The organism is Pseudonocardia zijingensis, assembly GCF_042657305.1.
Taxonomy (GTDB): Bacteria; Actinomycetota; Actinomycetes; order Mycobacteriales; family Pseudonocardiaceae; genus Pseudonocardia; species Pseudonocardia zijingensis.
This window is the reverse complement of record NZ_JBHSKO010000040.1, coordinates 1-18,295: the sequence shown is the minus strand read 5'-3', so window position 1 is coordinate 18,295 and position 18,295 is coordinate 1. Positions and strand designations below refer to the sequence as shown.

Here is an 18,295-nt window from a genome sequence, read left to right as displayed (position 1 = left end):
GACGTACGGCTCAGCGGGCGCCGGCGGTCATGCGGTGGTGCATGGCGTGCTCCACCAGCGTGATCAGGGTCTGCTTCGTGGACTGCCGGTTGCGCGCGTCGCAGCTGATGATCGGGATGCTCGCGTCGATCGACATCGCCTCGCGCACGTCCTCGATGCGGTGCTGGAGCAGACCGTCGAAGCAGTTCAGCCCGACGATGTACGGCAGCCCGCGGTCCTCGAAGAAGTCGATCGCCGCGAAGGAGTCGGCGAGCCGGCGGGTGTCCACCAGCACGACCGCACCGATCGCACCCCGCACCAGGTCGTCCCACATGAACCAGAAGCGGTGCTGCCCGGGCGTGCCGAACAGGTACAGGATCAGGTCGGCGTCGAGCGACACCCGGCCGAAGTCCATCGCCACCGTGGTGGTGGCCTTGTTCGGGGTGGCGGCGAGATCGTCCACGCCCGCGCTCGCCTCGGTCATCACGGCCTCGGTGGTGAGCGGCATGATCTCGGACACCGAACCGACGAACGTCGTCTTGCCGACACCGAAGCCGCCTGCCACCACGATCTTGGCCGAGATCGTGGCCGCGGTGGCGATCGCGGGGGGCCGGCCGGGGTAACTAGAGCCGACGGAGTCCACTCAACACCCTTTCCATCAGTGCGAGATCCGGCTCGTTGCCGGTGCTGCTCGCGGTCTGGTGCACGGTCACCAGGTTGAGCCCGACCATGTCACCCAGCACCACCCGGGCAACGCCGAGCGGGATCGACAGGAGGGCCGCCACCTCGGCGACCGATCGCGTCTGCTCGCAGAGCTCCGCAACGGCCCGGTGCTCCATCTGCAACAGGCCGATCTGGTCCTTGGCCCGCTGGCTGGTGGAGACGAGCGCCTCGATCGCCAGGTCGAGGCCGGACTTCGTGCGGCCTCGGGTCCACGCGTAGGGGCGGACCGCGGACGCCCCGGGCTCCTGCGAGCCCTGGTCGGCAGGCGCGCCGCGCAGGTCGATCGGCGCCGTCGGGGGCGGCGGCGGGACCTGCTGCTGCGGTGGTGCGGGCATCGGCGCGGGCGCACCGAGGTCGGCGATGCCGGCTTCCGGCAGCTCGACGTCGGAGTTCCGCTTGCGTCCCCACCGCCTGCGCCGCGACGAACGGCCGGCGTCGAAACTGAAGCCGTTCATGACGTCGGCGAACGTCGGCTCCGCGGGCTGCCGCCGCTCGTCGTCAGGGCCGAGGCTCATCGCACGACCTCACGTCGTCCGGGCGCCCCGTCGTGGACCGATGCAGCGCGCAGGCGCTGTGACAACGGTTCGCTCGCAAACTCGCTCACGGAGACATTCACCTGCTTCCTGCCGATCGGTGGCTGCGGTGCCTGGTGGGCCGCGGTGGCCGCTCAGCGGCCGAACGTACCTTGCAGCTCGGCGCGCAGCTCGGGCGTGAGCAGCTGACCGACCCGGTCGACCAGCAGCGTCATCTCGTATCCGATCAGGCCGATGTCACAGCTCGGTGACGCCAGCACAGCGAGGCAGGAACCGTCGCTTATCGACATCAGGAGCACGATGCCGCGGTCCATCTCGACGACCGTCTGCACCACGCCGCCGGCGTCGAAGCAGCGCGCGGCGCCCTGCGTGAGGCTGACCAGCCCGGACGCCACGGCGGCGAGCTGGTCGGCGCGGTCGCGCGGCAGCCGGTCCGATGCCGTGAGCAGCAGACCGTCTGCGGACACGACGATGGCGTGGGCCACGCCGGGCACTCGCTCCGCGAAGTTCGTGACCAGCCATCCGAACCGGCTCGGCTGGACCTGTGGCGCCGTCATGAGGACTCCTCGTCGTGATTACCACCCGCGATGGCGGGACCCGTACCACCGTTGTGCTGCTGTGTGCCGCGCATTCTGCTCTCACGGCCCTGCCGAACGCCTTGCTGGTAGCTCGCGAGCCTCCCACGGATGCTCTCCGCGCTGCGCGTGGAGCCTGCGGGCGGTGCCAGTACCGACGATCCTGCACTGCCGGGCACCAGCCGCGCACGCGGCCGCCGCTTCGGCAGCCCGGCCGCCGTGAGCTCGTCCGGACGCTGCTCGACCACGCCGCTGGCCGCCCGCCAGCCCTCGTCGGCCATGCTCGCGAACTCCTGCTCGGCCGGTGCCTCCTGCGGCTGCGCCTGCGGCCGGGGCTGGGGTTGCGGCTGGGCCGGCTCGAGCGGCGGGGTGACCGGGACCTCTGTGGTGGGCGGCGACGCCGAGGCCGGGGTGGGCCGCGGCGACGGCGTGGGCGGCCGCGGGGTGGGCCGCGCCTGCGGCGCCGGCGCGGGCGGCGGGGTGGTCTTCCCCGTCTCCGGCTGGGCCGTGCCGTTCTGCTGCTCCTTCTGCCAGTCGACCGGGATCGGCCGGTTCGAGCGGAACCACGCCGACGCGATCTCCTCGAAGATCGGCGTGGTCTCACCGAGGTCGAACCCGGAGCCTGCCGGGCGGCCGCCGAGGCCGCGGCCGGTGGGCTCCGAGATGACCGGCACGTTCGGGGCGAACAGCGTGTCGGCGTCGGAGGCCTGCTGTTCCGGCTGCGCGGCGGGCACGGCAGGCGCCTGCTCGCGGGCCGGTGCCGCCTCGGCCGCCGGGGCGGGACGCGGCGTGGGCCTCGGGGTGGGCCGCGGAGCCGGCTGCTGCTGCGGAGCCGGCTGCCGCGGAGCCTGCGGTGGTGCCGACGCCTGCGCAGGCGGCTGCTCGGCGGCCGGCTGCTGGGGCGCGGACTGCTGCTGCGCGGACTGCTGTCGCGCCGACTGCCGGGGCGCCGACTGCTGGGCCGACTGCTGGGGTCCCGCCTGCTGAGACGCTGCCTCCTGCTGCGCCTCCTCCGAGGCCTCCGCGGGCCGGGACTCGGCCTGCCGGGACTCGGCCTGCCGGGACTCGGCCTGCCGGGACTCGGGCTTCCGAGGCTCGGGCTGCTGAGGCTGGGCCGGAGCGGAGGCACGCCGCACGGCGGGCATCGGCATCGTGGGCGGGGACACGGCCGTGGCCGCGTCGTCGCGCTCCTCGGTTGCCGGCTGCTGCTCCTGGGCGGCGGGCTGCTCGGCCTCGTCCGGCTTGCCCGTGTCCTTCTTCTCCGGGGCGGACCACTCCGCCGCGGGCCGCTGCTCCTGCTCCGGCCGGGGCGTGGGGGCGGGGCGGGACTGCGCCGCCTGCTCCTGCTCCGGCTCCGGGGCCGGCTGCTGGACGGGTGTCTGCTCCGTGGGCGGCTGCGGGGGCACGCTCGGACGGCCACGCGTGCGGCGCGGTAGGCCGGCGGGGGACAACGGGACGACGTGCCCGTTCTGCCCCGACGGCGCCGACCGCTCGTCGCGTGTGGTCGACCGCTCGGCGTCCTCCTGCGCTCCGGCGCCACCGGCGAGACCGACGGCGTGCCCGTTGCGCTTCTCGGTGCCCGGCTGCTCGGACTGCTCCTCGGCCTGCTTGGCCGCCTCCTCGGCGCGCGCGGCGGCGGCGCGGGCCGCGGCCTCCTGGTCGCGCCGGGCCTGCGCGGCGACCTCGCGGGCCTCCTCGTCGGCGGAGTCGGAGCTGCCGCCACTCTGCTCGAAGAGGTCACCGGCCTCGGGCGGCCCGGGCGGGCTGCCGGGGCGCAGCGAGGAGCCAGGGCGCCTGCTCGGCAGCGCGGGCGGCTGACCGCCGCCGGCACCCGCACCGGGCGGCGGCGTGAACAGCTGCCCGTCGCCCACCGGGGCGTCGAACACACCGGTGGGGTTGGCGGTGCCGTCGGTGCCCGCGATCAGCGCGGAGAGGCCGCCGCTGCGCGCGGTGCCGTTGACGCCGCGCTGCGGCGGCACCCCGGGGCGACCGCCACCTGCGCCGGTGACGAGCGGGAGGCCGGCGGTGCGGCTGACCTCGACCGGCTCGATCGACGGGATGAGGTGCGCGGGCACCGTGACCGAGGCGGTGAGGCCGGAGCCCTGACCGCCGCTCGAGGTGCTCAGGCGGACACCGATGCCGTGGCGGGCCGCCAGTCGACCGACCACGAACAGACCCATGCGCCGCGACGCCGACACGTCCACCGAGGAGGGACCGGACAGGCGCTGGTTGGCGTCGGCCAGCTCGTGCTCGGCCATGCCCACGCCGCGGTCGGCGATCTCCACCACGATCGACCCGTCGCTGGTGCGAGCCGTGCTCATGACCACCTGGGAGTCGGGCGGCGAGAAGTTGGTGGCGTTGTCCAGCAGCTCGGCGAGCAGGTGGACGACGTCGGAGGCCGCGCGACCCGCGACCGTGGCCGTGGGCGGCGTCTGCACGACGATGCGCTGGTAGGACTCGACCTCCGACACCGCGGCCCGCAGCACGTCGACCATCGGCACCGGCGCGAGGTTGCGCTTGGCCAGGTCGGTGCCCGCGAGGACCAGCAGGTTCTCGCTGTTGCGCCGCATACGGGTGGCGAGGTGGTCGAGCTGGAACAGGTTGGCCAGCTGGTCGGCGTCCTGCTCGTTGCTCTCCAGCTGCTCGATCAGCTGCAGCTGGCGTTCGACGAGCGCCTGGCTGCGGCGCGACAGGTTGACGAACATCGCGCTGACGCCCGCCTGCAGGGAGGCCTGCTCGGCCGCCAGGCGGACCGCCTGCCCGTGCACCGCGTCGAACGCGCGCGCCACCTGGCCGACCTCGTCGCGCCCGACGAGGGGCACCGGATCGACGGCGACGTCCGGGGTCTGCCCGGCGCGCATGCGCTCGACCGCCTCCGGGAGCCGCCGGTCGGCGACGTCGAGGGCGGATGCGCGCAGCACCCGCAGCGACCGGATCAGGGCGCGGGCGAGGAGCACCGCGACGGCGATGCCGGCCAGCAGACCCAGCATCAGGACCACGGCGTTGACGCCGGCCAGGTTGCTGGCCTGCTCCTCGCGGGCCTGGCTGATGCGCACGAGCTCGTTGCGCAGCATGTCGGCCGACCGCTCGACGGAGGCGTGCGAGCCGTTGTACGCGGTGTCCCACTCCGAGGACGCGATGGAGATCGGCTGCCCCGGCGGGGTGGCGAGGATGGCGGCCTTGAGCCGCTCGCGCTGGTCGTTGGCGGCGTCGTCGAGGAAGTTGCCGAAGCGGATGAGCTCCTGCGGGGTGAGCGACACCTGGTACTCGCCGAACTCCGACCGGAGCCGGTTGTCGGTGGCCAGCACCGCGTTGACGTCACCCGGCTCGAAGGCGCCCGCGCGGATGGCCGAGCCGATCAGCGTGTGCTGCACGGCGAGCTGCTCCGCGGCGCTGGTGGCCGCGGTGAGCGCGTCGGTGAGCGCCGAGACCTCCGGGGTGCGCAGCTGGCGCAGCAGCGCGCGGTCGAGGACGTCGAGGGCGCCGATCGCCTCGGTGTAGCGGCTCTGGATCTGCGCGGCGCCGATGCTGGGGTTGTCGGTGACGTCGGCGCGCAGGGTCTGCAGCTGGCCGATCTGCCCTTCCGCCTGCCCGACCGCGGAGACGGTGGTGGGCTCCAGCCCGTCGGCCCCCCGGACCGCGGCGAGCATCTCCTCGACCTCGGCCTCGCTCTGGTTGAAGCCGATCTCGAGCACACCCGTGTCGCCGGTGCGGCCGCCCGCCACGAAGAGCGAGGCCTCGTCGCGTTCCTGACGCAGCACGTCGGCGGTGGCCGCCACGCGCTCCTGGACCTCGAGCAGCTGGGTGCTCTGCCCGAGCTCGGCCGCCGCCCCCGCCTGGTCGGAGACGCGCAGGACACCGAGCGCCAGAGCGAGCAGGGCGGGCACTATCCCGACCACCACCAGCTTGACGGTCAGCGTCCAGTTACGCGGGTTCAGCCGCTCGGACCAGGATTGCCTGGTCTCGGTGCTGGTCACGTCAACGTCCCCCTGAGGATTGCCGGCGACGATCTGCCGAACTCTGGCACGCACGCGCAACGATTCGCGAGTGCGGGCAGGACGAGCTGCGGCCCCTGGTCGGTGGGTGGCCGGGTTCGGGCGTGATGCCCGGGCAGCAAGAGCATCGGGTGGATCCGTCGCGCCTTCGGTCGGGGGCGGGTCGGTCGGGTGTTCCGGCCCGCATCGTGCGCGCTCCGTTCCGACACGCGCCCTCTGGGGAAGGGCGTTGACCTCCCGGACCCGGTACGATCGCGGTGGCGCACGTGCGCTCTCGGACAGAGCGCCGGAAGTATAGCCCGAGCTCAGAGGGCCCCGATCCGTCGAGGTCGGCCAATGCCGAATCGTTCCCCCGAATGGACCTGCTATTCACGCTGTGTAGCGTCCCGCACAGGGCCATTCCCCCGCAAGGAGTACAACTGCCCATGACCGACGGGCCGCTCATCGTCCAATCCGACAAGACGCTGTTGCTCGAGGTCGATCACGCCGACGCCCCGGCCGCCCGCGCCGCGATCGCGCCGTTCGCCGAGCTCGAACGCGCGCCCGAACACGTGCACACCTACCGGGTCACCCCGCTCGCGCTGTGGAACGCGCGCGCCGCGGGCCACGACGCCGAGCAGGTGGTCGACGCGCTGGTCCGCTACTCGCGCTACGCCGTGCCGCAGCCGCTGCTCGTCGACGTCGTCGACACCATGGGCCGGTACGGGCGCCTGCAGCTCACCAACTCGCCCGTCCACGGTCTGGTGATGGTGGCGCTGGACCGCGCCGTGCTGGAGGAAGTGCTCCGGCAGAAGAAGATCGCCCCGCTGCTGGGCACCCGCGTCGACGACGACACGGTCGCCGTGCACCCGTCCGAACGCGGCCACCTCAAGCAAGCCCTGCTCAAGATCGGCTGGCCGGCCGAGGACCTCGCGGGGTACGTCGACGGCGAGGCGCACCCGATCGCGCTGGCGGAGGACGGCTGGCAGCTGCGCGGCTACCAGCGCGAGGCCGTCGAGGGCTTCTGGGCGGGCGGCTCCGGCGTGGTGGTGCTGCCCTGCGGGGCGGGCAAGACGCTCGTGGGCGCGGCCGCGATGGCCCAGGCCCAGGCCACCACGCTGATCCTGGTCACCAACACCGTGGCGGGCAGGCAGTGGAAGCGCGAGCTGGTGGCGCGCACCAGCCTCACCGAGGACGAGATCGGCGAGTACTCCGGCGAGCGCAAGGAGATCCGGCCGGTCACGATCGCGACGTACCAGGTGATGACGCGCAAGAGCAAGGGCGAGTACAAGCACCTCGACCTGTTCGACTCCCGCGACTGGGGCCTGATCATCTACGACGAGGTGCACCTGCTCCCGGCGCCGGTGTTCCGGATGACGGCCGACCTGCAGTCGCGGCGGCGCCTCGGCCTCACCGCCACGCTCGTGCGCGAGGACGGCCGCGAGGGCGACGTCTTCTCCCTCATCGGGCCGAAGCGCTACGACGCGCCGTGGCGCGACATCGAGCAGCAGGGCTGGATCGCCCCGGCCGAGTGCACGGAGGTGCGGGTCACGCTCACCGACAACGAGCGGATGGGCTACGCCGTCGCCGAGCCAGAGGAGCGCTACCGGGTGGCCTCCACCGCCCACACCAAGCTCGCCGTGGTGAAGGGCGTGCTCGCGCGCCACCCGGGCGAGCCCGCGCTCGTCATCGGCGCCTACCTGGAACAGCTGGAGGAGCTGGGGGAGACCCTCGACGCCCCGGTGATCCAGGGATCCACGAAGAACCGCGAGCGGGAGGCCCTGTTCGACGCGTTCCGCCGCGGCGAGCTGCCGGTGCTGGTGGTGAGCAAGGTGGCCAACTTCTCCATCGACCTCCCCGAGGCGAGCGTCGCCGTCCAGGTGTCGGGCACATTCGGGTCGCGGCAGGAGGAAGCGCAGCGGCTGGGCAGGCTGCTGCGCCCGAAGGGCGACGGCAGGCAGGCGCATTTCTACTCGGTGGTCTCGCGCGACACGCTGGACACCGATTACGCGGCGCACCGCCAGCGATTCCTCGCGGAGCAGGGTTACGCCTATCGGATCGTCGATGCCGACGACCTGCTGGGACCCTCTGTACCCGACGTGAGCTGAACGGGCGTTCGCTGTATCCAGGTCCCCCGTCCCGGTGTCCTCACTGTGCAGCGGCCAGCGCCGGATAGGACACTGGAAATCGCCCCGCGACGAGGGAGCGGTCATCGGCACACTCGGCTGGGTCATCGTGGTGGCGGCGGCGTGGCTGGCCGTCGCCGCCGGCGTCGGCGTGCTCGTCGGCAGGTTGATCCGGGAACGCGACCGCCAGGTGCCCCCCAGCCCCGAACCGCCACCCGCAACACGGCGCGGGCCCGCGGATCCGGTCCACCGCGGCCCCGACCCGGGCCGGGGCCGCAGGCCCTGAGCCGGGCCTGCCGGGATCAGGGGCCGGATCCGGGACGGGCCAGGGCTGGACCCGGAGGCGACGCCCCCGTGCGGGCGGCAGGCTCGACGTCATGAACTCGACCACCGAGCAGACCACCCGCCTCACGAAGGACGCGGCCGAGGTGATCGTGCCGTCCGACGTGCCGCCCTCGGCCGGGCCGGCCCCCGAGCCCGCGGCCCGGCCGAAGTTCCGGCTGCGGCGCAGCCGCACCGACCGCATGCTCGGCGGGGTCTGCGGCGGGCTCGCCGAGAGCCTCGGCGTGGACGCCAACGCGGTCCGCATCGGCCTCGTGACCCTCACCGTGCTCGGCGTCGGCACGGGCATCATCGTCTACGCCGCGATCTGGGCGCTCGCCCCGGTGACCGACGAGCCGTGACCGGGCCTGCCCCGTCAGGGGTGCAGCACGGCGCCCTTGAGCACCTTGTCCACGGCGTTGCGGGGCCCGTGCACGGCCATGCCCACCAGCTTGAGGTCGTCGCGGGCCACCGCGCGCACGGCGGCCCGGTTGGCCTCGTCGTGACCCGTGGTGAACAGCTCCTCCGTGAACACGGCGGTCGGGAGCCCGCGGCGCACGGCCCGCTCGTGGGCCGCGGCGAGCACGTCGGAGTCACCGACGAGCACCAGCACGGGCTGGCGGAACATCGGCAGGTACGGGGTGCCGTCCGCATCGGCGTAGGGCTCGCCGAGCAACTCCGGGTTGGCCGCGATCCCGCTGGCGAGGAAAGCGGTGACGTTCACGCGCTGCCAGACCTGCAGGTCGTCGCGCAGCAACACAGCGATCTTGGTGTCGAAACGCACCTGCCGAGCGTGCCCGCCGCGCCCGCCCCGGGTCTTGTACGTTCTTCACGTGCCTGCCGTGCGGGCGTGGGCGCCGCGGGTGCCCGGCATCACCGAGGTCTTCCACGCGTGGTTCACCGACCACGCGTACCCCGAGCACACCCACGACACCTGGACGCTGCTCGTCGTCGACGAGGGCGCGATCACCTACGACCTCGACCGGCACGAGCACGGGGCGCTGCGTCCCGGCGTCACGCTGCTGCCGCCGCACGTCTCGCACACCGGGCGCTCCGCCACCCCGCACGGCTTCCGCAAGCGCGTGCTCTACCTCGACGCCGAGGTGCTCGACACCGCGCTCGTCGGCCGGGCCGTCGACGGGCCCGCGCTCGGGGACCCGCTGCTGCGCACGCGGGTGCACCAGCTGCACCGCGTGCTCGAGGCCCCGGGCAGCGGCCTGGAGGCCGAGAGCCGCCTGGCCCTCATCGGCGACCGGATCCGGCAGCACCTGCGCGGGCCCGCGCCGCCGCCCGCGCCGGACCGCCTCGCCGCCGACCTGCGCGACCTGCTCGACGCCCGCTTGGTGGACGGGCTCGCCCTGCGGGAGGCGGCCGCGCAGCTGCACGCCCACCCGGCCCACCTCGTGCGCTCCTTCACCGGCACGTACGGGCTGCCGCCGCACCGCTACCTCACGGGCAGGCGGGTGGAGGCGGCGCGCAGGCGCCTGCTGGCGGGCGAGCCGCCCGCGCAGGTGGCCGCGGCCGTCGGGTTCCACGACCAGGCGCACCTGCACCGCCACTTCACGCGGCTGGTGGGGATCACCCCGGGTCGTTACGCCCGGGCCGGCTCCCGCTGAACGAGCGGCGGGGTGCTCTCCCGCAGCACGACCTCCCCGCGCACCCGGCGGACCCGCGGCTGCTCGGCCGGCTCCTGCACGACCATCGCCAGCGCGCCCGCGCCGAGCTCCTCCAGCGGCAGCCGCACGGTGGTGAGGGCGGGCGTGACGTCGCGCAGGGTGGCGATGTCGTCGAAGCCGGCCACCGCCATGCCCGATGGCAGCGGGACGCCGCGGTCGCGCAGCGCGGCCATCGCGCCCACCGCCATGACGTCGTTGACGGCGAACACGCAGGTGGCGTCGGTGCCGCGGTCGAGCAGCTCGTTCATGGCCGCGTAGCCGCCGTCGCGGGTGAACCCGCCGTAGACGACGTCGTCGGGGTCGACGCTCCCCGCGGCCCGGAGCACGCCCTCGCGGAACCCCGCGCTGCGGTCGCGTGCCGTGAGCAGGTCGGACCGGCCGGCGAGCACGGCGAACCGGCGGTGGCCGAGCCCGCAGAGCGCGTCGGCGAGGGCGCGGGCCCCGCCCCGGTTCTCCACCACCACCGTGTCAGCGGGGATCTTGCGCTGGCTGACGAACGCGACCCGCCCGCCTGCCTGCTCGAACGCGCGCACCTCGGCACCCAGCCGGTCGATGAGGCCGCGGTCCTGCACCCGGCTCCCGACGATGATCACCGCCCGCGCGCGCTGGCCCCGCAGCGCGGCGAGGTACTCGAGCTCCCGCTCCTCGCGCCCGAACGTGCAGGCCATCGTGACCACGAGCTGCTCCTCCTCGGCGGCGCGGATCGCTCCCGCCGCGATCGAGGAGAAGTACGGGTCGGCCACGTCGCTGAGCACCAGCCCCACGATGTTGGTGCGCCCGCGGGCCATGGCCTGAGCCTGCGCGTTGGCCGAGTAGTGCAGCGCCTCGGCCGCGGCGAGCACGCGCTCCTGCAGGTCGGGACGCACCCGCCGCGTGCTGCCGTTGAGCGCCCTCGACGCGGTGGCCAGGGACACGCCCGCGGCCTTGGCCACGTCGAGCAGGGTGACGGACGCGCTGCTGACCCGCTCACTCATCTCGGACCTCCCTCCCTCGGACCGGAGGTGGGACCGCCGGATGCCACGCTGGTGCCGCAGGAGCCTACCCCGCCGAAGCCCTGCAGGAATGCGCATTCCTCTGCTTGGGCGCGCCCCGCTGCCGCCCGTCCGTATGCCGGCAAGGTGGCCTTACTGGCGTATTGGGCCGGCAAAGCCACCTTGCCGGCACAGGGCATCGGGGGCGTACGGCGACAACCGCCCACACATGCCCAGCGTGTCCGCCGGCGGCTCCTCCAGCCGCGCCACGGCGGCGTCCCGGAGGTGGCTGTGGTCCCCGGCCGCGAGCGCGTCGATCTGCGCGCCGGTGCGCCTGCTCACCGCGGCGGCCCCCTGTTCCCAGCGCTCCCGCCAGCTCGCCAGCTGCGGCCGCACGAGAGCGGCCGCCGCGGCGAAGAACTGCTCGAGCGCGGCGCCGTCGCCCGCCTCGGTGCGCTCGCGCAGCCGGAAGAACCCCTCGACCGCGAGGTCGCGGCGCGCCCTCGCCCGCTCCGGCGAGGGCCCGTCCGGGCCGGCGAGGGACACCGCACGCCGGTAGGTGTCCGGGTCGGCGAGTTGCTCGGGCGGGAACGTCAGCACGGCGTCGCCCGCCTCGGGCAGCCCGCTGTTCTGCATGAGCGCCACGACGTGCAGGTCGCCGCCGTTGACGGCGCGGTGGATAGTGCCGGGCGTGAACCAGACGACGTCACCGGGCCGCAGCGGGATCTCGGCGAACCCGCCGGCGCGCAGCGTCTGCACGTGCCCCGCCCCGCCGACCACCACGTAGCCCTCGGTGCAGCACAGGTGCACGTGCGGCGATCCGCCGCAGAGCCCGTCGGCGGCCTCCCAGTCGTAGACGCGCAGCGACGTGAGGCCGACCGCGCCCGGGAGCTCGGGCACACCGGTCACAGCCCGTGTTCCGCGGCGAACGCCTCGGTCTCCCCCCGGGTCCAGATGCGGTCGGCGACCACCACCCGGTGCTCCAGCGCGAGCGAGTCGCCGGGGGCGAGCGTGATCTCCTCGTGGAACGCGGGGGAGGGGTTGATCGCCGGGAACGGGTCGTTGCGCACGAACCATGTGATCTTGCCGCGGCTGGTGGAGCCGGCGAACACGAGCACCGTGGCACCGCCGTCGACCTCGTCGTTCCGGCCGGTGTAGGCCAGGAACGGCGATGTGGACGTGCCCATCGTGCCCGGGCCACCGCCACCGTCGGCCGTGATGATCTCACCGCCGGTGAAGCCGCGCGGGCCGCGCCAGAAAAACCCGGTGTAGCCGGCGTTGTCCCGGCCGTGCGTGGTGGGACTGCCGAGCTCCAGTGCCTCGCCGCGGATGTTGGTCAGCTCGGTGGTGAAATCGAGCACCCACGTACCGCGCGCGGCGTCGACGCCGTGGAAGCGCTGCCTGCGGTGCTCGGACACCCACTCCTGCCCGGTGGAGGCCACCCAGGTGAGCCGCTCGCCGATCGTGAGCTCGTCGCCGGTCAGGTCGATCAGGTCGAACGCGTCGTGCCGCATCGCGCCGACGTTGTCCTTCGGGACGTAGCCCTGCCCGTGGGTGTAGGTGTTACCGCCCCAGAAGTTCTGGCCCGACACGTGCGACCACGTCATCTGCAGGCCCTTGTGCCAGCGGTGGTCGTGCGGCCGGTAGGCGGACACGAGCGCCCCGGACAGCGTCCGCATCGGGTGCAGGTAGGGCTTCGACGACTCGAACGCGGGGATGTCCTCCCCGTACACGTAGGAGGCGATCTCGACGGCGCCGACGGCCACGCCGATCCGCAGCCCGTGCTCGTGGGTGACGGTCAGGGTCATCGGGCGGCCTCCGCAGTCTCGGGCACGATCTCGGGTGCACCGGAGAGCCGGTCGTAGAAGGGGTTGCCGGGCACGAGCTCGTCGCGCAGCACCGGGCGGCCGGTGACCGCCGACTGGTAGAGCCCGGTGATCAGCTCCATGCTGCGGCGCCCGTCGGCGCCGCTGGCCGGCGGGCGCTCGCGCCGGTCCATGGCGTCGAGGTAGTGCGTGAGCTGGGCGGTGTGCGAGCTGTCGACGTCGTCGGTGGGCAGCCAGCCCGAGCCGGTGACGCCCGCGCGCGGCGTCCAGCGCCAGTCGGCGTTGCCGTAGCCGTAGAGGTGCGAGACCTCCACCGTGGCGTCGGTGAAGTCGAACCGGATGTAACTCTCCTCCCGCGGGGACAGCACGCTGTTGACCACGGACACGAGCGCCCCCGACGCGAACCGCACGGCCGCGAGCGAGACGTCCTCTGTCTCGACCCGGCGGTCGAGCGTGCCCATCATGGCGCGGACCTCCTCCCAGTCACCGAGCAGCGAGAGCACCAGATCCATCTGGTGGATGCCGTGCCCCATCGTCGGCCCGCCGCCCTCGGTGTCCCACTTGCCGCGCCACGGCACCTCGAAGTACGCGTGGTCGCGGTACCAGAGCGTGTGGCAGACCCCGACGAGCGGGCGCCCGAGCGTGCCGTCGGCGATCTGGCGGCGCAGCGTCATGGCCGCCGACCCGAAGCGGTGCTGGAACACGTACCCGACATAAGGTCCGCCGTCGCGCTCCAGCGCGGCGAGCTCGTCGTACTCGGCGAGCGAGAGCACGGGCGGCTTCTCGCACCACACCCAGGCCCCCGCCTCCAGGCAGGCCCGCACCCCCTCGCGGTGCGCCACCGGCGGCGTGCAGACGATCACCAGATCCGGCCGGTCGGCGGCCAGCATCGCGCCGACGTCGGTGTGGTGGTGCGCGACGCCGTGCTCGGCGGCGAACGCCGCGGCGCGGTCACCGTCGACGTCGACGACCGAGACGACCTCGACCCGGCCGCCCTGGGCGCGGATGGCGGGCACGTGGCGGTGGCCTGCGATGCCGCCCGCGCCCACGATCGCGACGCGGTGCCGGTTCGTGCCGTCTGGCATGGGACTCCTTCTCAGCGGTGCCGCCGGCGGATGGCCTGCGACGAGCATGTACGTCACGGCCATCGCGGCCGTGGGCGACACGGTCACAGAGGACTCGGCATGCGCTTTCCGATTCGTGGTAACCGGTTTCCACCATCCATCGCGGCCGCGGAGTGAGTCAAGGGAGAGGCGGACCGTCATCGTCTCCTCGGGTTGGCGGGGCCTCCGGTGGTGCCGCGCATCGTGCGGGGCCGCCTCGCGGGCAGGCCAGGGCCTGCCCGGGTGGGGCGCGCGGCGCCACCTGCGGCCGGTCTCGCGGCCATGATCAGGGTTTTGGCGCATTCGCGGGCGAAATCGACCCGGGAATGCACCAAATCTCTGATCATGGGCCAGGTTTGCCCTCCGGGGTCGTCGATCAAGGGGAAATGGTCGCTAGATGATCTCCAAGAGCGACCATTTGCCCTTGATCGCCGGGAAACCTCCGGCTTCGCCCCGCCTATAGGGGGACCAGCCTCCTGGTGGCGCCGCCCGCCAAGTCGGGCAGGCCCCTGGCCTGCCCGCGAAGCCTGCCCGTAGGGGCCGCAGAGGCTCGCAGGTCCAGGGTCGCGAAGCGATCGCGAAGCGACGCCGAAAGCGCTCTTGACCTGCGATAGGCGGCCCCGCACGATGCGCGGCGCCACCAGGAGGCCGCGCGAAGAGGGCATGATCACGGCCTCGGCGCAAACGCGTGTAGGCCTGGGCTTGCCCGGCATGGCGCTCGATGCCACCGTAAGCCGGTGTCGCGGGCATGATCACGGCCTGGGCGCATTTTCGGGGGTTTTCGACCCGGGAATGCGCCGCCTCCGTGATCATGGGCGTGACGACGCCCATTCGGCGCTCCGAGCCGCCGCTTCCCGGGGAGACACGTGGTGCCGCGCGCCAAGGGCAGGGCCCGCGGCAACCGGTCTCAGATGCGGGACCGGCCGCACCAGTGGGCGAGGCGCTCCGTCGGACCGGCCTCGGCCCGCGGCGGCACCGGGGCCGCGAACGGGACGGGGCCGCCGCGCGGCTCCGCGGGCAGGAACCGCTCCATCGCCGCGAGTATCGGCGCCACCACGGCGGGGTCGGCCTCCTCGGGCTGCCCGGTCGCCACGGCGAGGTCCCAGCCGTGCACGAGCGTCTCGGACGTGTACGCCGTCAGGGCGGCCCGGCCGGGCACCTCACCGAACGGGGCACGGACGGTCCGGTCCAGCTTGTCGGTGCTCCCCCGCCAGGCCGCGCGGGCGGCGTCGATCGCGGTCACGTAGGCGCTCCCCCAGTCGTCACCGGGTGCCTGCGGTGCGCTCCACGGCACGGACGAGGGGTCCTCCCCACGCCCCACCGCGGCGGCCCGGTGGCCCGTGGCGACGAGGTGGGCGAGCAGGGCGCGCACGTCGAGCTCGGCGCAGGGGGTGGGCAGGTCGAGCTGCTCGGGCCGGACGCCGCGCACCAGGGCGAGCGCCCACGAGAGGGCGCTGTCGTAACCGATGCGGGGGTCGGTGATCTCGGTGGTCGTCATGGCGAGAAGCCTGCCGCCTAATCACGTCACCCACTGTCGTATATCTCTGGCATTCTCCAACCATGCGCGCCGACCGCCTCCTCTCCCTCGTGCTGCTGCTCCAGCACCGCGGACGGCTGTCGGCCGCGCAGCTGGCCCGCGAGCTCGAAGTGTCCCCGCGCACCGTCCAGCGCGACGTCGAGGCGCTCTCCACCGCGGGCGTGCCGGTCTACGCCGACCGCGGTCGCCACGGCGGCTACGCGCTCCTGCCCGGCTACAGCACCGACCTCACCGGCCTGACGTCCGACGAGGCGGTGGCCCTGCTCATCGCCGGGTCCCGCTCGCCGTCCCCCGGTCCCGGCACCGCGCCCGCCCTCGCCTCGGCGATGCGCAAGGTCGTCGCGGCCCTCCCGCAGCAGCAGCGCGACACCGCCACCAGCGCAGCAGGCCGCATCCTCGTGCGCCGGGAGGGGATGATCCGCCGGCAGGTACCGACGGACGAGGATGCCACCACCCTCGCGGCGGTGCGGCGCGCCGTGTTCGCGGGGCGGAAGCTGCGGATCCGCTACGCAGCCGCGGGCGAGGAGCCGCGGTGGCGCACCGTCGACCCGATCGGCCTGGTGTGCGCCCGCGGGTGGCACTACCTGCTCGCCCGCCGCGACGGCGCCGACCGCACCTACCGCGTGGCGCGGATGCAGGAGGTAGAGGAGCTGGCCGAACCGGCCGACCGCCCCGACGGCGTCGACCTGGAGCAGCTGTGGGAGGAGCGCCGCACCCGGTTCATGGCCGGCTTCTCCGGCGTCACGGCCGTCGTGCGGGTGCGGGAGCCGGCCCGGGCGATGCTGGTGCAGCGGGCGAGCGGGGTGCGCGCCGAGCGCCCCGACGGCGACGGGTGGCTGCGGCTGGAGCTCGACTTCGCCGACGTCGACCTCGCGGTGTCGATGATCTGGGCGCTCGGCCCGGACGCGGAGGCGCTCGACCCGCCGCCGCTGCGCGCGGCACTGGCCGAGCGGGCTGCCGCCACCGCGCGGCGCTACGACCCGGTGTGAGCTGCCCGCTCCTCGAGGTAGCGCTTCTCGGGCAGGTTGAGGGCGGCGCGAGCGGCCCGCCGGAAGTGCTCGCGGGCGCCCGCGTGGTCGCCGAGCCGCTCGAGCAGGTGGGCGCGCACGGCGTCGGGCCGGTGGCTACGGCGCAGCCGGGGGTCGCCTGCCACGGAGTCGAGCACCTCGAGGCCGGCGCGCGGGCCGTGGGCCATCCCGACGGCCACCGCCTTGTTGAGCGTGACCACCGGGTTGTCGGAACGCCGTTCCAGCATCCCGTACAGCACCACGATCTGGCGCCAGTCGGTGTCGGCGTCGGTCGCGGCCTCGGCGTGCAGGGCGGCGATCGCAGCCTGGAGCTGGTAAGGCCCGAGCGGGGCGGTGGCCATGGTGCGTTCGAGCAGCTGCGTGGCCTCGGCGATGGCGCGACGGTCCCAGCGCCGCCGGTCCTGATCGGCCAGCGGCACGAACCTGCCGTCGGCGCCGATCCGCGCCTCCCGCCGCGCCTCGATGAGCTGCATCAACGCGAGCAGCCCGGCGATCTCCCCGTCGCCGGGGTGGAGCTCGTGCAGCCTGCGCACCAGCCGGAGGGCCTCCGTGGTGAGGTCGACCCGGGTGAGGTGGCGGCCCGCGCCGGCCGTGTACCCCTCGTTGAAGATCACGTAGAGGACGTGCAGCGCCACGGCGAGGCGCTCGTCGCGGTCCTCGCCGGGGAGCGGGAACGACCCGCCCGCGGCCCTGACCGTCGCCTTCGCCCTGCTGATGCGCTGGGCCATCGCCGGCTCGGGCACCAGGAAGGCCCGCGCGATCTCCGCGGTGGTCAGCCCGCCGACCGCGCGGAGCGTCAGCGCGATCCGGCTCGGTTCGGACAGCGCGGGATGGGCGCACAGCAGCAGCAGGTCGAGCGTGTCGTCCACCGAGCCGGGAGCACCGGCCATCATCTCGACGTCCGCACCGGGCGCGTGCCGGTCCTCCGGCGGCTCCTGGGCCGCCACCGCCTCCTCGCGCCTGCGCCGCGCGCTCTCGCTGCGCCACTGGTCGGTCAACCGGCGGCCGGCCACGGTCACCAGCCAGGCCACCGGCTCGTCCGGGATCCCGTTCTCCGGCCAGGCGGTCGCCGCGGCCAGCAGCGCCTCCTGCACCGCGTCCTCGCACAGGTCGAACCGGCCGTGCCGGCGCACCAGAGCGCCGAGGACCTGCGGCGCGCTCCGGCGCAGCAGGTCCTCGACAGCCCGCTCGCCGCTCACGCCCCCGCCGGCTCCCCGAGCCCGTAGCCCGCCAGGTAGACCACCGGACGGACCTCCACCGGGATCCGGTCGGTGCCCGGGATCATCGCCGCCAGCTCGTGGGCGCGCTCCACGTTCTCGCAGTCGACCAGGTAGAAGCCGCCCATGTACTCCTTGGCCTCGAGGAAGGGCCCGTCGGTCACCGTGAACGCTCCCGGCCGGCCCCGCACCACCGTGCTCTGCGACGGGTCGGCGAGCGCCTGGGTGCCCACCAGCTCCCCCGTCGCGGTGATCGCCTCCATGAAGCCCGTCTGGCCCTCGGCGATCTCGGTGCGCTCCTCCTCGGACAACGACTCCCAGGTCGCCGGGTTCATCTGGATGATCAGCAGGAACTTCACGGGTCCTCCCTCGACGTGGTGTTCGAGAAGCAGTACGGAGCCGCCGGCCTCCCGCTCGACATCCTCGTCGTGTGACGGCCACCACAGGTCCGGAAACGCCGCAGGGGCGGCACCCGGATCGGGCGCCGCCCCTGCGGGACGTGCGGTACTGCTGGTGGCAGGACTCAGAAGTCCATGCCGCCCATGCCGCCGGACGGGTCGGCAGCCGGGGCCGGGGTCTTCTCCGGCTTGTCGGCGATGACCGCCTCGGTGGTCAGGAACAGCGCCGCGATCGAGGCCGCGTTCTGCAGCGCCGACCGGGTGACCTTGGCCGGGTCGATGATGCCGGCCTTGACCAGGTCCTTGTA

Annotated in this window: 17 protein-coding genes and 1 pseudogene; 5 read left to right on the top strand and 13 right to left on the bottom strand. The window is 73.9% G+C overall.

Annotated elements, in window-relative coordinates:
• Positions 1 to 10: 10 nt before the first annotated feature.
• The 4 genes from ACFPL3_RS39830 to ACFPL3_RS39815 form a co-directional block, all read right to left on the bottom strand.
• Complete coding sequence (locus ACFPL3_RS39830; protein ID WP_379590806.1) at positions 11 to 622, bottom strand: GTP-binding protein; 612 nt, start codon at positions 620 to 622, stop codon at positions 11 to 13.
• Positions 603 to 1,217 (bottom strand): DUF742 domain-containing protein, encoded by a 615-nt coding sequence (locus tag ACFPL3_RS39825; RefSeq protein WP_343946529.1) that lies wholly within the window; start codon positions 1,215 to 1,217, stop codon positions 603 to 605. Before ACFPL3_RS39825 ends, ACFPL3_RS39830 begins: the two co-directional genes overlap by 20 nt.
• A 152-nt stretch (positions 1,218 to 1,369) precedes the next feature.
• A complete protein-coding gene (locus ACFPL3_RS39820) occupies positions 1,370 to 1,792 on the bottom strand; it encodes a roadblock/LC7 domain-containing protein (protein WP_142052004.1) in 423 nt (140 codons plus the stop codon).
• Entirely contained in the window at positions 1,789 to 5,787 is a 3,999-nt protein-coding gene (locus ACFPL3_RS39815; RefSeq protein WP_379590804.1) for a nitrate- and nitrite sensing domain-containing protein, read from the bottom strand. The genes ACFPL3_RS39820 and ACFPL3_RS39815 overlap by 4 nt, the downstream gene beginning before the upstream one ends.
• Before the next feature lie 443 nt (positions 5,788 to 6,230).
• Between ACFPL3_RS39815 and ACFPL3_RS39810 the strand changes: the two genes are divergently transcribed.
• The 3 genes from ACFPL3_RS39810 to ACFPL3_RS39800 all read left to right on the top strand — a co-directional run bounded on the left by ACFPL3_RS39810 (position 6,231) and on the right by ACFPL3_RS39800 (position 8,593).
• Positions 6,231 to 7,892, top strand: coding sequence for a DNA repair helicase XPB (locus ACFPL3_RS39810; RefSeq protein ID WP_343946953.1), 1,662 nt, complete (start codon positions 6,231 to 6,233; stop codon positions 7,890 to 7,892).
• 34 nt (positions 7,893 to 7,926) lie between these two features.
• Positions 7,927 to 8,196, top strand: a complete 270-nt coding sequence (locus tag ACFPL3_RS39805) for a hypothetical protein (RefSeq protein WP_379590802.1) — start codon at positions 7,927 to 7,929, stop codon at positions 8,194 to 8,196.
• Positions 8,197 to 8,287: 91 nt separating this feature from the next.
• Positions 8,288 to 8,593 carry a PspC domain-containing protein gene (locus ACFPL3_RS39800; RefSeq protein ID WP_343946952.1) on the top strand — a complete coding sequence of 102 codons (306 nt, stop codon included), beginning with the start codon at positions 8,288 to 8,290 and terminating at the stop codon, positions 8,591 to 8,593.
• 14 nt (positions 8,594 to 8,607) lie between these two features.
• On the opposite strand, the gene ACFPL3_RS39795 is transcribed toward ACFPL3_RS39800, so the two are convergent.
• On the bottom strand, positions 8,608 to 9,015 hold the full coding sequence (locus tag ACFPL3_RS39795) for a DUF2000 family protein (protein WP_343946951.1): 408 nt from the start codon (positions 9,013 to 9,015) through the stop codon (positions 8,608 to 8,610).
• Between the two features lie 49 nt (positions 9,016 to 9,064).
• Between ACFPL3_RS39795 and ACFPL3_RS39790 the strand changes: the two genes are divergently transcribed.
• Entirely contained in the window at positions 9,065 to 9,847 is a 783-nt protein-coding gene (locus ACFPL3_RS39790; protein ID WP_343946950.1) for an AraC family transcriptional regulator, read from the top strand.
• Here the strand turns inward: ACFPL3_RS39790 and ACFPL3_RS39785 are convergent.
• From ACFPL3_RS39785 to ACFPL3_RS39765, 5 genes are all read right to left on the bottom strand, one after another.
• Positions 9,823 to 10,881, bottom strand: coding sequence for a LacI family DNA-binding transcriptional regulator (locus ACFPL3_RS39785; protein WP_343946949.1), 1,059 nt, complete (start codon positions 10,879 to 10,881; stop codon positions 9,823 to 9,825). The two genes, ACFPL3_RS39790 and ACFPL3_RS39785, sit on opposite strands and share 25 nt — an antisense overlap.
• Before the next feature lie 150 nt (positions 10,882 to 11,031).
• Positions 11,032 to 11,787, bottom strand: a complete 756-nt coding sequence (locus tag ACFPL3_RS39780) for a cupin domain-containing protein (RefSeq protein ID WP_343946948.1) — start codon at positions 11,785 to 11,787, stop codon at positions 11,032 to 11,034.
• Entirely contained in the window at positions 11,784 to 12,686 is a 903-nt protein-coding gene (locus tag ACFPL3_RS39775; RefSeq protein ID WP_343946947.1) for a DUF6807 domain-containing protein, read from the bottom strand. The genes ACFPL3_RS39780 and ACFPL3_RS39775 overlap by 4 nt, the downstream gene beginning before the upstream one ends.
• A complete protein-coding gene (locus tag ACFPL3_RS39770; protein WP_343946946.1) occupies positions 12,683 to 13,789 on the bottom strand; it encodes a Gfo/Idh/MocA family protein in 1,107 nt (368 codons plus the stop codon). The genes ACFPL3_RS39775 and ACFPL3_RS39770 overlap by 4 nt, the downstream gene beginning before the upstream one ends.
• Positions 13,790 to 14,714: 925 nt before the next feature.
• Positions 14,715 to 15,305 (bottom strand): TIGR03086 family metal-binding protein, encoded by a 591-nt coding sequence (locus tag ACFPL3_RS39765; RefSeq protein ID WP_343946945.1) that lies wholly within the window; start codon positions 15,303 to 15,305, stop codon positions 14,715 to 14,717.
• A 62-nt stretch (positions 15,306 to 15,367) separates the two neighbouring features.
• Here ACFPL3_RS39765 and ACFPL3_RS39760 point away from each other — a divergent pair, with 62 nt between their 5' ends.
• Complete coding sequence (locus ACFPL3_RS39760) at positions 15,368 to 16,333, top strand: helix-turn-helix transcriptional regulator (protein ID WP_343946944.1); 966 nt, start codon at positions 15,368 to 15,370, stop codon at positions 16,331 to 16,333.
• Here ACFPL3_RS39760 and ACFPL3_RS39755 read toward each other — a convergent pair.
• The 3 genes and pseudogenes from ACFPL3_RS39755 to groEL form a co-directional block, all read right to left on the bottom strand.
• On the bottom strand, positions 16,318 to 17,571 hold the full coding sequence (locus ACFPL3_RS39755; protein WP_343946943.1) for an RNA polymerase sigma factor: 1,254 nt from the start codon (positions 17,569 to 17,571) through the stop codon (positions 16,318 to 16,320). The two genes, ACFPL3_RS39760 and ACFPL3_RS39755, sit on opposite strands and share 16 nt — an antisense overlap.
• Entirely contained in the window at positions 17,568 to 17,948 is a 381-nt protein-coding gene (locus tag ACFPL3_RS39750; RefSeq protein ID WP_343946942.1) for a YciI family protein, read from the bottom strand. The genes ACFPL3_RS39755 and ACFPL3_RS39750 overlap by 4 nt, the downstream gene beginning before the upstream one ends.
• Before the next feature lie 164 nt (positions 17,949 to 18,112).
• Positions 18,113 to 18,295 (bottom strand): annotated as a pseudogene (gene groEL, locus ACFPL3_RS39745) (chaperonin GroEL); the annotation flags it as partial.